Origin of the sequence: Rhizobium sp. BK316 (assembly GCF_014193695.1) — a bacterium.
Taxonomy (GTDB): Bacteria; Pseudomonadota; Alphaproteobacteria; order Rhizobiales; family Rhizobiaceae; genus Rhizobium.
The window spans coordinates 1,023,987-1,036,492 of sequence record NZ_JACHZR010000002.1 but is presented as its reverse complement, the minus strand read 5'-3'; the positions used below and the strand labels follow the sequence as shown (position 1 = coordinate 1,036,492).

Annotated in this window: 14 protein-coding genes; 5 read left to right on the top strand and 9 right to left on the bottom strand. The window is 62.2% G+C overall.

Translation table 11 applies throughout. The annotated features are described in order from the left end of the window. Positions 1 to 80 precede the first annotated feature (80 nt). Positions 81 to 2,441 (bottom strand): putative monovalent cation/H+ antiporter subunit A, encoded by a 2,361-nt coding sequence (locus tag FHT87_RS13680; protein WP_183802505.1) that lies wholly within the window; start codon positions 2,439 to 2,441, stop codon positions 81 to 83. Positions 2,442 to 2,573: 132 nt separating this feature from the next. Further along, positions 2,574 to 2,777: a hypothetical protein gene (locus FHT87_RS13675; protein WP_183735691.1), complete on the bottom strand. Its 204-nt coding sequence runs from the start codon at positions 2,775 to 2,777 to the stop codon at positions 2,574 to 2,576. Positions 2,778 to 2,990: 213 nt separating this feature from the next. Here FHT87_RS13675 and msrB point away from each other — a divergent pair, with 213 nt between their 5' ends. Beyond that, the gene (gene msrB / locus FHT87_RS13670) at positions 2,991 to 3,404 is read left to right on the top strand and encodes a peptide-methionine (R)-S-oxide reductase MsrB (RefSeq protein WP_183735690.1); all 414 of its coding nucleotides are present in this window, start codon (positions 2,991 to 2,993) and stop codon (positions 3,402 to 3,404) included. A 30-nt stretch (positions 3,405 to 3,434) separates the two neighbouring features. Here msrB and FHT87_RS13665 read toward each other — a convergent pair whose 3' ends face one another. After that, positions 3,435 to 4,511 carry an FAD-binding oxidoreductase gene (locus FHT87_RS13665; protein ID WP_183802502.1) on the bottom strand — a complete coding sequence of 359 codons (1,077 nt, stop codon included), beginning with the start codon at positions 4,509 to 4,511 and terminating at the stop codon, positions 3,435 to 3,437. 77 nt (positions 4,512 to 4,588) lie between these two features. Here FHT87_RS13665 and FHT87_RS13660 point away from each other — a divergent pair, with 77 nt between their 5' ends. Both FHT87_RS13660 and FHT87_RS13655 read left to right on the top strand, forming a co-directional pair. Further along, a complete protein-coding gene (locus FHT87_RS13660; protein ID WP_183802499.1) occupies positions 4,589 to 5,128 on the top strand; it encodes a GNAT family N-acetyltransferase in 540 nt (179 codons plus the stop codon). Beyond that, positions 5,125 to 5,871, top strand: a complete 747-nt coding sequence (locus FHT87_RS13655) for a class I SAM-dependent methyltransferase (RefSeq protein WP_183802496.1) — start codon at positions 5,125 to 5,127, stop codon at positions 5,869 to 5,871. Before FHT87_RS13660 ends, FHT87_RS13655 begins: the two co-directional genes overlap by 4 nt. A 35-nt stretch (positions 5,872 to 5,906) precedes the next feature. Here the strand turns inward: FHT87_RS13655 and FHT87_RS13650 are convergent, their stop codons facing one another. From FHT87_RS13650 to FHT87_RS13630, 5 genes are all read right to left on the bottom strand, one after another. After that, positions 5,907 to 6,605: a pentapeptide repeat-containing protein gene (locus FHT87_RS13650; protein ID WP_183735686.1), complete on the bottom strand. Its 699-nt coding sequence runs from the start codon at positions 6,603 to 6,605 to the stop codon at positions 5,907 to 5,909. Positions 6,606 to 6,709: 104 nt separating this feature from the next. Continuing rightward, a complete protein-coding gene (locus tag FHT87_RS13645) occupies positions 6,710 to 7,219 on the bottom strand; it encodes a GNAT family N-acetyltransferase (RefSeq protein WP_183735685.1) in 510 nt (169 codons plus the stop codon). A gap of 98 nt (positions 7,220 to 7,317) precedes the next feature. After that, a complete protein-coding gene (locus FHT87_RS13640; RefSeq protein WP_183735684.1) occupies positions 7,318 to 7,986 on the bottom strand; it encodes a hemolysin III family protein in 669 nt (222 codons plus the stop codon). Positions 7,987 to 8,107: 121 nt separating this feature from the next. After that, positions 8,108 to 8,428 (bottom strand): TraR/DksA family transcriptional regulator, encoded by a 321-nt coding sequence (locus FHT87_RS13635; RefSeq protein WP_183735683.1) that lies wholly within the window; start codon positions 8,426 to 8,428, stop codon positions 8,108 to 8,110. 11 nt (positions 8,429 to 8,439) lie between these two features. Beyond that, a complete protein-coding gene (locus FHT87_RS13630) occupies positions 8,440 to 8,850 on the bottom strand; it encodes a universal stress protein (RefSeq protein WP_183735682.1) in 411 nt (136 codons plus the stop codon). Positions 8,851 to 9,046: 196 nt separating this feature from the next. Between FHT87_RS13630 and FHT87_RS13625 the strand changes: the two genes are divergently transcribed. Next, entirely contained in the window at positions 9,047 to 10,015 is a 969-nt protein-coding gene (locus FHT87_RS13625) for a VOC family protein (protein ID WP_183802491.1), read from the top strand. 64 nt (positions 10,016 to 10,079) lie between these two features. On the opposite strand, the gene FHT87_RS13620 is transcribed toward FHT87_RS13625, so the two are convergent. Then, the gene (locus FHT87_RS13620; protein ID WP_183802488.1) at positions 10,080 to 11,153 is read right to left on the bottom strand and encodes an aldo/keto reductase; all 1,074 of its coding nucleotides are present in this window, start codon (positions 11,151 to 11,153) and stop codon (positions 10,080 to 10,082) included. 96 nt (positions 11,154 to 11,249) lie between these two features. On the opposite strand from FHT87_RS13620, the gene FHT87_RS13615 reads away from it, so the two are divergent. Then, positions 11,250 to 12,149 (top strand): LysR family transcriptional regulator, encoded by a 900-nt coding sequence (locus FHT87_RS13615; protein WP_183735679.1) that lies wholly within the window; start codon positions 11,250 to 11,252, stop codon positions 12,147 to 12,149. Positions 12,150 to 12,506: the final 357 nt, after the last annotated feature.

Sequence of the window (12,506 nt, the reverse complement as noted above, 5' to 3'; positions counted from 1 at the left end):
ATGATGGGGAGATGTGTGGCGACGCGCCGCCATTGGCATCGCATTCGCTGCAAAGAAAACGCGCTTTGAAGAGACGTTTCTCATGCCTCCTCCGCATCCGGATCGTTCGTCGCCAGCCTGCGCTCCGCATTCCCGCGGATGCGGATGAGCGCGAGGATCGCGAGCCCCGTCACCGCGACGACGGCGATTTCGCCGAGCGTATCGGTGCCGCGGAAATCGACGATGATGACGTTCACGACATTGGCGCCGTGGGCGATCAGCTTCGAATGGGCGTTGAAGAAATCGCTGAGTGCCGTGTTGAACGGTGCTTCCGTGGCGCGCATCAACAACAGCGCGAGGCCGAGGCCGCAGGCAAGCGAAAGGGCGATATCGAAGAGGCGGCGGGCGCCGTGGCGCGGATCGGTCGGCGACAGGCGCAGCCGGGTCATGACGAGGGCGAGGATGACGACCGCGAGCGTTTCGACCATGAACTGGGTGAAGGCGAGGTCCGGCGCGCCGAAAAGCAGAAAGATCAGCGCAACCGCAAAGCCCTGAATGCCGAGCGAGACGATCGCCGTCAGCCGGTCGCGGGCGATCAGGACGGCAAGAAGGCCGAGCACCGCGATGAGCATGATGCCTGCCTCATGCGGGCGCAGGCCGGCGGGCCAGGCAAAGGCCTGCGGCAATTCGCCATGGAGGATAAGCGGCACGAGGAGGATCGCCGCGACTGAGACGAAGGTGGAGGCGACATAGATATCCAGTCGCCCCGGCTGAACGATGCCGATGACGCGATGGGCGAAACGGACCAGCCCGGCGATGACATGGTCGAAGCCGCGATCCGGACCCCGGACGGAATGCAGGAGAAACGCCACAAGAGTACGAGCGCGGTCGAGCTGCCAGTAGACGGCGATGCCGAGCACCATCGTCAGCAGCGACAGGGCCAGCGGCACGCCGACATGCGGCGCGAGCGTAATAGAGATGATGGTAGTTGTCTTGCCGGCAACGGCAGAGGTCATGGGCGAGGATATCGCGCCATGTGTGAAGCCGGAAAAGAGCGCAGCAAGCAGTCCTGCGAGCGCGAGGACTGCCGGGCCGAGCCAGAGCAGGACCGGCGCCTCATGCGGATGTTTCGGCGTTTCCACCGGCCGGCCGGTAAAGGGCCTCAGCGCCACGGCAAAGGCGATCGCAAACATCAGTGCATTGCCGAAAACCGCAATGGCCGCGAACAGGATGGAATAGGGATCGCCGGCAGCCAGTGCCGTATAGATTTCCTCCTTGGCGAGGAAGCCAAAAAAGGGCGGCAGGCCGGCCATGGAAAGGGCGGCGGCCATCGCGATCGCAAAGGTCAGCGGCATGGCCTTTCGCAGGCCCCGAAGCCGCGTGATGTTGCGCGTGCCAGTCTCATGGTCGATGATGCCGGCGACCATGAAGAGCGCGCCCTTGAAGAGCGAATGCGCCACCAGATAGAGCACCGCTGCCTTGATGGAATAGTCGGACCCGAAACCGGTGAGCAGCACCAGCAGGCCGAGGGAAGATACGGTCGTATAGGCGAGCTTCAGCTTCAGATCCGTCTGGCGGATGGCAAGCACCGAGCCGGTGACGAGCGTCAGGCCGCCGAAGACGGGCAGCAGGATCTCCCATGCCGGCGTCGCGCCCATGACCGGGTTCAACCGCATCAGCAGATAGACGCCGGCCTTCACCATGGTGGCGGAATGGAGGTAGGCGGAAACCGGCGTGGGCGCCTCCATGGCATTCGGCAGCCAGAAATGAAAAGGAAACTGCGCCGATTTGGTGAAGGCGCCGCCAAGCACCAACAGCAATGTCGCGAAATAGAGAGGGCTGCCCCTGACGACATCGCCGTATTGCATGAGCTCGGACAGCTGCGCGACACCGGTCATGCCCCAGAGCAGGAGCAGGCCGGCGAGCAGTATCAATCCTCCGCCCCCGGTGACGACGAGCGCCTGCAGAGCTGCACGCCGTGCGGCCTCGCGCTCGTGATCGAAGCCGATGAGCAGGAAGGAGGTGATCGAGGTGAGCTCCCAGAAGATGAAGAACATCAGGAAGCTGTCGGAAACCACGACGCCGAGCATCGCGCCCATGAAAAGGAAGATGAAAGAGAAGAACCGGCCCTGATCCGGATGCCCCCTCAAGTATCCGCCGGCATAGAGCACGATGAGCGTGCCGATGCCGGTAATGAGCAGGGCGAAGGTGAGCGACAAGCCGTCCAGGAACCAGGAAAAACGGACGCCCAATCCCGGTACCCAGTCATAACCGCCGGTTATGATTTCGCCGTGAGCGATCTGCGGCACCAGACGTAGGAAATGCAGGAAGGCGAGCAAAGGGGCGAGGGCGAGCATCCAGGCGCCGCCTGCGCCTAAAACGCGGATGACGAAGGGGGCAGCGAGAGCACCGATCAGCGGCAGACACAGGGCCAGAAATGTCAGAGCCGTAACATCGGCCATGTCCCCTCCCCGCGGTACGGATGAACGCCAGCAAAATAGCCTTTTCCAAGGCTTAGGTGAATCGGCCGATGGCCTCAAGCAATTTCGGGCGCCCGCAGTGGGTGCCGAAAGTTATTTTCACAGGCTTGACGTTCAGGAAAGGCGTGCGGCGAGACGGGAAACGGAACCATGCAGGATGAAGAAGGCAAGCGGCAGCGGCCAGAAAAGGCAGGCGATCAGCCCTGCAATGCGGTGTATGGTCCAGCGATCGTGGTTGACCCAGCCTTCCAGCAGGGTCACGCCCAAGGCGATCGCGGCGATTGCGCCGTATAGAACCAGAATTAAAGAATGAAACACCTGATGTCCCCGAAAAGCGCACTATTAAGCTTAGTGGCACACTAAAAATAAAGCACGGGTGATTCGTCGTCTTCCCCCAAATTGACTAGGCGACGAATAGGGCAATGAGACGGCAGGGTTTGATCCCAGACCGGATCCCGGACTTGATCAATCGTGCCCCGCGCCCCACATTTGCGCACGAAAAGAGATTGCCCCCGGCGAAAGGAGCACTCCATGGCCGAAACGACCACTAGCCCAAAAGTTCACAAAACCGATGCCGAATGGAAGGAACTGCTGACCCCCGAGCAGTACCGCATCACCCGTCAGCACGGCACCGAACGCGCCTTTACCGGTCCCTATTGGGATTCCTTCGAGACCGGTCTCTATCGCTGCGTCAGCTGCAATGCGCCGCTTTTCCGCTCCGATACCAAGTTCGATGCCGGATGCGGCTGGCCGAGCTATTTCGAACCGGTTTCCCCTGATGCGGTGACCGAACACCGCGACAGCACCTATGGCATGGTGCGCACGGAAATCCGCTGCGGCACTTGCGAGGCCCATCTCGGCCACGTCTTCCCGGACGGGCCGCCGCCGACCGGCCTGCGCTATTGCATCAACGGGCATGCGATGGTTTTCGAGCCCGGCAAGTAAAGGAAAGCGGACCCCACCGGGTCCGTTTTTTCATATCAGGCCAGCCGGCGGGATGAGCGGAGAGCGCCTGCCTTCCAGCACGTGGTCCGACGCGAGCCGGCCGAGCAGCGGCGCGAGAATGACGCCGGGGTGGCCGACCGCAGCATAGGCGCCCTCGACACCGGGCAGGAAACCAAGCCGCGGCATCCCGTCGGAAAAGAAAGGCCGGTAACCGGCGACGGCTTCGACGAGCGTCACGCCTTCGGGCAGGCGCAGGCGCTCATGCATGACCTTCAGTATCCGCTCGCCAACCCTCTCGGGTGCATTCTCCGCCGTATCGTCGATATAGCCCTTGGCGACATGCAGCATGTTGTCCGCCGACTGGCGGATTTCCAGGCCGGGGCCGCGCAGGATGCGCTTCGCGACTGGTTCAGGACAGCGATAGCGCAGGATGATCGAGGGCGAGGCTTCGACGCCGGTGCGGAAGCTCAGATTCTCCGTCAGGCGGTCGACCGCCGTTCCGCCCGCGAGGATCACGAGATCGGCTTCGATCACGCCATCAGGCAAGCGCACGCCACTCACCCGGTCGCCTGAAAGAAGGAGGCTTTCGACCCTCCGGCCGAACGTGGCGGTCGCGCCGGCGGCAATGGCGGCATCGATCAGGTCCCGCGCCAGCCTTGCAGGATCGAGCGCGAGATCGCGGGGCGAGAAGACGGCGCAGGCAGGAGGCTCAAGCAGATTGGGCTCCCATGCGGCGATCGTCGCGGCATCGACCAGTTCGACGTCCGTGCCTGCAGCGCGATGGGCTGCGGCGAAGGCTTCGGTTTCAGCGGAGCTTTCGAGCCAGAAGAGCGAACCGGGTCGCGCAGCGGTGAAGCCACCCGGCAGGTCTGCCTGCAGGCGGGCATATTCAGCCAGCGCTTCCTGCACCAGACCGTAATTTACGGCTCCCGGCGCAATATTGATGATATTCACCCAGCCGAAGGCACGTGCCGTCACGCCGCTGCCCGGTCGTGCGCCCTCCTCCACCACGTGAACGGTGGCCCCGCGCCGGGCGAAATGGAAAGCGAGCGAGGCCCCGACAATGCCGGCGCCGACGATGATGACGCTTATCTTGGCAGACGCCATGGCGCGGTCTCTCGTATAAAGCGGGTTGAAGACGTGGGCGCGGACTTAGGCGCGCTCCGTGACAGAGGGATGAAACAATGGCCGACGTGCGGGAAATCCTGCGCAGCGACAGGTTAATATTGCGCGAAATCACCGTTGCGGACCTGCCGGTGCTCGAGCGTATCTTCGGCGATCCCCTGTGCATGCGATACTATCCCTCCGTGAAGGATGCCGCGGCAACACGCGATTTCTTCGACAGGCTCGCCTTCGGAAGCTACGAGAAGAATGGCTTCGGCCTCTGGGCGGTGATCGACCGTGAGAGCGGCGACATGCTCGGCGACTGCGGGATTACGCTGCAGGACACATCGCGCGGCATGGAGCCGGAACTCGGCTACCATCTCTGGCGGGATTATTGGGGCAAGGGTTACGCCACCGAGGCCGCAACCGCCTGTCGCGACCATGCCTTCTCGGTCATGGGCCTGTCGCGCCTCGTCAGTATCGTCAGCCTGGAAAATCTTCCTTCGCAGAAGGTCGCCGGGCGGGTGCACCAGCGACGGGAGGTCTTCAGCAAGCAGAACGCGGCAGGCGAGACGGTGGAGCGCTATCTCTATATCAGTGACAGAAAGCCAGGTGCATGAGCAAGATTTCCGACGATCCCCTCTACCGCGACCCTTCGCTGGCGCAATTCTACGATGCCGCCAATCGCTGGGGGCCGGATTTCGATTTCTGCATGACGCTGGCGGAAGGCGCGCAGTCCGTGCTCGACCTCGGCTGCGGCACCGGCGAGCTGACGGCCGCCCTTGCTGCAACCCGTATCGTCACCGGCGTCGATCCGGCTGTGGCGATGCTCGATATCGGCAGGGCGCGGCCGGGTGGCGATAGAGTGGAATGGATCGAGGGCGACGCCCGCACCGTGCGCCTCGGGAAGAGATATGATCTCGTCGTGCTGACGGGCCATGCCTTTCAGGTCTTCCTGACGGAAGAGGACCAGCGTGCCGCCCTTGCGACAGTCGCCGTGCATCTCAACCCTGCCGGCCGGTTCGTGTTCGATACGCGAAATCCCGGTTTCCAGAGGGAGCGCAATGTACGCCACAGCAGCGTGCGTCAGCTCGAACATCAGGAGCTTGGTGTGATCGAGGCCTCGGGCGAGTCGCATTACGACGAGGCGACCGGCGTTCTTTCCTACGAGAACGGCTACCGCGTTCTTGCAACGGGCGAGCATTTCGCCGGTCGCTCGAAAATCCTCTATACCCCGCGCGACAAGCTCTCGGGTTTGATGCGCGATGCCGGACTAACCGTCGATGCATGGTACGGCGATTGGGAAGGCAACCCCTTCCATACGCAGTCGCGCGAGATCATTCCGGTCGGGCGGCTTGCCTGAACAGGAAAGGCTCTGTTTTCAAGCAGCTCCGGAGCTCAATCCTGCTCCTGCGGGCAGGGCCAGCTGGAAGGAACGGAAAGCCCCGAAGGCAGCTTGGTGGAGGAATCGCCGCAGGCAAGGTCGATCTGCGCCTGCTGCAGGCCGGTGGCGGCGGACAGATCCAGTCCCTCGATGCGGGTCAGAAACATGAAAGCGCGGTCGAAACTGATCGGTCCTTCAAAGCGCGCGCCCGTCAGATCGGCGCGGGAGAGATTGGCGAGCGCAAAGCTGACACCGGTCAGAACGGCCTTGTCGAAATTGGCGCGGCCAAGCTCGGCCTTCTCGAAATTTGCCTTTGTGAGTTGCGCGCCAGTGAAATCGGCCCGCTGCAATTCCGCGCCGGCAAAGCTTGCGCCATCGGCGATGGCCCCGGCAAAAGTCGATCGATAGGCTTCGATTTTTCCGAAATTGGCGCCCTGAACGCTTGCCTCGGCCAGCGAGGCACGTACGAAGGTCGCCTTTTCCGCATTGGCGGATTTGAGGTTGGCGCCGCCGAGATCGGTCAGCGAGAAATCCGTGCCGGCGAGATTGGCGCCCTGGAGGTCGCTGCCCTGAAGCATCAGGTTCTTCTTGTTGCAGTCCTGCCAGTCGAGTTCCGGCGAAGCCGTACTGCCGCAACTGGCAGCCGCCGCCGGCAGCGAATAGGCCGCCATGGCCAGGAAAGCCGAAAGACCGAGCACCGTGCGTCCAAACATCAACCTCTCCTCCGCGAGTCGCGCCACCAGAGATTCCTACAAGGCGCAGACTACGATAAAAATATGGTTAGTCCTCGCCGGCAATCAATCTGGACAAGGCCCCGTCAGGCCTTCGGCACGCGCAGTTCCATGCAGGTCAGATCGAGCCAGCGGCCGAACTTGATGCCGACTTCGAAAAAGGTACCGGCGACGCGAAAGCCGAGCTTCTCGTGCAGCCGGATGGAGGCGGTATTTTCGGCCTCTATACCGGCGATCATGACGTGGACATTGCCGGCGCTCGCACGCTCGATCAGCGCGCGCATCAGCTTCTCACCGATGCCGGCACCGCGGCAATCCTTGTCGACATAGACGGAATGCTCGACCGTGTGGCGGTAGCCGTCGAAGGCGCGCCAGTCGCCATAGGAGGCATAACCCGCGACCTTGCCGTTCATCTCGGCGACGATGACCGGAAAGCCCCTGCCCTTGCGGGTCTTGAACCATTCCAGGCGGTTGTCGAGATCGACGAGCGTTTCGTTCCAGATCGCCGTCGTGTGCTCGACGGCGTGATTGTAGATATCTCTGACAACAGGAAGATCGGCTTCGGTGGCGTCCCGGATGAGAACGGTATCGGTCATATGGCAGGCTCGGTTCGGAATGGTCTCGTCGGAGTAAGCTTGTTTTTGGGGCATACGCCGGGCGCGGGCCGATGTAAACGCCAGATATCAGCGAGGTATCACGCGGTGGAGACCGACAGGCTGAAGCAGGTCAGCACGGCCGAATAATGCACGGCGGCAGCTGCCACCACGAAGCCGTGCCAGATGGCATTCTGGAAGCGCAACCTCTCCCAGACATGGAAGATGACGCCCAGCGAATAGATGATACCGCCGATGACGATCAGCAGCATGGAGGCATAGGGAATGCGCGAGGCGACGGGTTCGGCCACCAATATGCCGCTCCAGCCCATGGCGAGGTAGAGCAGGATTGCCAGCCGGTCGTATTTGCCCGGAAAGACACATTTGACGAAGATGCCGAAGGCGGCGATCGCCCAGATGACGATCAGCATGCCAAAAAGCAACGAATCGTCGGCGCCACGCTCCAGAAAGGGTGTGTAGGTGGCGGCGATCAGGATGAAGATCGCCGAGTGGTCAAACCGGCGCAGATACCATTTGGTGCGCGAAACCGGCCAGATATTGTAGGAAAAGGAAATGCCGAGCGTCAGCACGAGCCCGACGCCGTAGATCCAGGCGGCAACGATCGCGCCGGCGGGGCTCCAGACGGTGGCATAGAAGATCAGCACGGTGGCACCGATCAGGGCAAAGAACAGGCCGACGCCGTGGACGATGCCGTCGGCGATCAGTTCATATCTGTCGTAAGCCCAACGAATGCCGTTGATTTCGCCCATACACGAACCCTTACCCAGCGGAAGGGATCGTCGCATCGAATTGGCAAAGGCGCAACCGGACGCCTGGTGGCGTCAGGTTAAATCTTTGTGACGAGCCATGCCCGATTTTGATGACCCAGCCTCACATGTCTGCCGCGCAATCCTCGCAAAGCGGCGTCTGCGGCAGGACCGCAAGGCGGGCTTCGGAGATCCGTGCCCCGCAGCGGGCGCAAGTGCCATAGGTGCCCCTGGCGATGCGTTCGAGGGCGGCGTCGATGGCGCGAAGCTCGTCCTCCCCGGCCTGGCCGAGACCTTCCAGCACCTCGTCATTCTCGTTTTCGATGGCACGGTCTTCATCATCGGCCGGCTTGGTGCGGCTGAGGTCCGTGTCGATCTTGCGCAGGCGCGCTGTCAGTTCGTGCCAGCGGTCGCGCAGGATCTTTTCCTGAAGTTTCGTGTCCATGGCTTCAAATCCTACCGATCCACCAGCACCGAGCACTTGGCGTGTCGCACCACGCGATCGGCGGTGGCACCGATGAAATAATTGTAGATATCTGGAATGTGCGAGGCGACCATGACAAGATCGGCGCCATGGCTTTCCGCCGCGGCAATAATGCTGTTGGCGGGCGGGCCGTTGCGGACTTCGACGGTGGCCTGAATGCCGGTCTTGGCGACGAGTTCATTCAGCCGGTCGCGGCCTTCCTTCATGGCATCTTCTACGATGTTTCCCGGGAGCTCGACGGCGACATAGGTCGGAATATCCTCGATGACATTGAGGAGGATGATCTCACCGCCATTGTCGAGCAGCTTTGCCGCCTTGCGGAGAATCTTCTCGCCTTTTTCGATGCCGCCGATTTCAACTGGAACGATGATCTTCTTGTACATGTGATCCTCCTTGAGGCGTTGATCTTCGTTATCAACCTCCTCCCTGGATAGATAAAGCGCATTGACTGATATCAAGTGGGCACCAGCGATCGTCAATGTTTACAGAACGCTTAATCGCCAAAAACGGGCCTTCTGTGAACAATGGGAATGAGCCATATAGGGGTCAAGTACAGCAGCCGAGGGAGCTTAAAGGCGAATGGACCGGCGAAAATTCCTCGCGCTCGCTACGGGCGGCACACTTGCCGCCACCGCCGGTACGCCTTTCAATTCCCGGACCAGTTCCAGGGCAGGAGACCACCCCATGACGTCATCAGAACCATCCTATGCGCTGACGCGCCCTGCCTATATCGACCAGTCGCATCTGGTCGTGAAAGACCTGGCCGCGGTCTCCGGTTTCTATCAGACGATCCTCGGCCTTTCGGTACTCGAAAAGACCGCAAGCGGCGACGTTCTTGGCGTCACCGGCCTGCCGCTCCTGACGCTGACGACCGACCGGGATGCGCGCGAAGCGCCCCGCAACGCCGCCGGCCTGTTTCACACCGCCTTCCTCATGCCCAACCGCACCGAGCTGGCGCGCTGGCTGCGCCATGCCGCGCATAACAATGTGGTGCTCGACGGTGCATCCGACCATCTGGTCAGCGAGGCGATCTATCTCTCCGATCCCGAAGGCAACGGTATCGAAATCTATGCCGACCGGCCGCATGAGAGCTGGAAATTTCACCAGGACGGCATGGTGGAAATGGCGACGCTGCGTCTCGACCTGCAGGCGCTCTATAACAGCGCGCCTGACGATGCCTGGGGCGGCATGGCGGATGGAACCGCGATCGGTCACATTCATCTGCAGGTCGGCGACATTCCGCAGGCAGACGTCTTCTACCGCGACGTGCTCGGCCTGAAGCTGATGGCGCGTTATCCGGGTGCGAGCTTCTTTGCGAGCGGCGGCTACCACCACCATCTCGGCGCCAATATCTGGAACAGCCGCGGCGCCGGCACGCGCGCCGACAACATGACCGGCCTTTCCGACTACACGATCCGCTTCAACGATCAGGAAACGCTCGGCAAGGCCGTCGCAAAGCTCGACGAGCTGGAGATCAAGAGCGAGAAGCGCAACGGCGGCTTCTTCCTTAGAGATCCGTGGGGTATCGGGCTTACGCTGTCGGCCTGAAGCAAACGACAAATGGCGCCGCTTCCGGCGCCATTTTCATTTAAGCTTCAGCCTCTTCCATCCCTCAACGACGGGGCTCGATCGTCACTTCGCCGAACATGACGCCGCGCGTCAGCGGCTTGGCGAGGAAATCGTGCGGGAAGCCGAGAGCGATGGCGCTTGCCTCGGCGAGGCGGGCGCGATGCTCATCCAACAGCACGACGTCGAGCGCACCAAGATTGTCTTCGAGCTGGGCCATCGTCTTGACGCCTATGATCGGCGAGGTGACCGCAGGATTGGTCAGCGTCCAGGCAAGCGCCACCTGCGCCGGCGTCCTGCCGATTTCAGCGGCAATCTCTTTGACCACGTCGGCAATACCGAGATTGCGCTCCGTCAGCGAACCATTGCCGGCGGCGACATTCTTGCGGGTGCCGACGGCGCTTGCCGTGCCGGCGCCGATATCGAGGTCGGCGCGGCGATATTTGCCGGTCAGGACACCCATGCCGAGCGGCGACCAGGGGATGACGCCGAGGCCGAGTTCATGGGCCATCGGGATGAGATCGCGTTCCACCGTACGTTCGATCAGGCTGTATTCGATCTGCAGCGCCACCAGCGGCGCCCAGCCGCGCAGGTCAGCAAGCGTCTGCATGCGCGCAACCTGCCAGGCGGGTGTGTCGGAAATACCGGCATAGACGATCTTGCCGGCGCGCACGAGATCGTCCAGCCCGCGCATCACTTCCTCGACCGAGGTCGTGAAGTCCCAGGCGTGCAGATAGAAGAGGTCGATATAATCGGTGTTCAGCCGCCTCAGACTATCTTCCACCGAGCGGACCATGCTGCGGCGGTGGTTGCCGCCGGAGTTCGGATCCCTAGGGCGCGAGGTGATCGTGTATTTGGTGGCGATGACAAGCTCGTCGCGGCGACCTTCGGCAAAGCGGCCGACAAGCGTCTCGGACGTGCCGCCTGTATATTGGTTGGCGGTATCGATGAAGTTGCCGCCGCGATCGACATAGGCGTCGAACATGCGGCGCGATTCCTGCTCGTCCGCACCCCAGCCCCAATCGGTTCCGAAGGTCATTGCGCCGAGCGACAGCGGCGAGACACGCAGGCCGGAACGGCCGAGCAGACGGTAGCGGTCAAGGGACAATGTATCGGTCATAGGACATCTCCTGTCGTTGCAGACAGAAGATGCGCCTTGCCGATACTAACAACAATGTTACATTATCGGCATGACTTCTTTAGAAAAGATGGCATAATGCGCGGCAGCGACTATGCGGAATTGAAGGCTTTTGCGGCGGTGGCCGAGCACGGCAATTTCGCGCGAGCCGCGGCACGCCTGGGCATATCGCCGTCGGCGCTCAGCCAGACGATCCGCACACTCGAGGAGCGGATGGGCATCCGGCTGCTCAACCGCACGACCCGCAGCGTGGCGCCGAGCGAGGCGGGCCAGCGGTTGCTCACGCAGCTTCTGCCGGCGCTTGCCGATCTCGATCGGGCGGTGGCCGAGGTCGCGGCGCTGCGCGATACGCCGGCCGGGCTGCTGCGCATCAACGCGCCGCGGGTCGCGATCGTCCACAGGCTGGCGCCGCTGATTGCGCCCTTTCATGCGGCCTATCCTGACATCCTCATCGATATCGTGGTCGAGGACAAACTCGCCGATATCGTGGCGGATCGTTTCGATGCCGGCATCCGGCTGGGCGAGATGGTGGAAAAGGACATGGTGAGCGTGAAGCTCGGCGGCGAGATGCGGCTGATCGTCGTTGCCTCGCCCGATTACATCGCCCGTCACGGCATGCCGAAGACGCCTCGCGACCTGCGCGACCACCTCTGCATCGTCTCCCGCTGGCCGACGGATGGCAGCCTCTATCATTGGGAATTCGAGCGCGGCGATGAAAAGCTCGAGGTGGCTGTCTCCGGACCGCTCACCACGACCGACAACGATCTGATGCTGCGGGCGGTGCTCGACGGGATCGGCATCGGCTATCTCTTCGATGATCACGTGGGCGGCCATCTCGCCGACGGCCGGCTGGTGAGCATGCTCGGCGACTGGACGCCGCCCTTCCCCGGCTTCCACCTCTATTATCCAAGCCGGCGCCAGATGCCGCCGCCGCTGCGCGCCTTCGTGGATTTCATCGGGCGACAGCGGGCTGCCTAGAGCCTTTCCTGGTCAGATTGAAGCATTCTGTTGGCTCAAACGGAGTCGGATGGTTGACCGGCCGGCGCGCGTCGTAGCCCAGATCTACGGCCAAGCCGGCCGGTCGATCAGGCGGCCCGTTTCAGCCAACCCCGGTGGTTTGCTTGCAAACCAGCTAGGGCCGGGCATCTTTGCGCCAGGATCAAAGGCGATCGGCTCGGACGTACCTTGGGGTATGCCCTTCTCCATCAGCCTTTGCCCTGACACAAACCTGCTCCGGCAGAATGCTTCAATCTAACCAGGAAAGGCTCTAGAGCCCCCGCGGAACCGGCAGGAACCCTTGCGCGTTGATTGCCGAAGCAATGGGGCTTCGGGGAC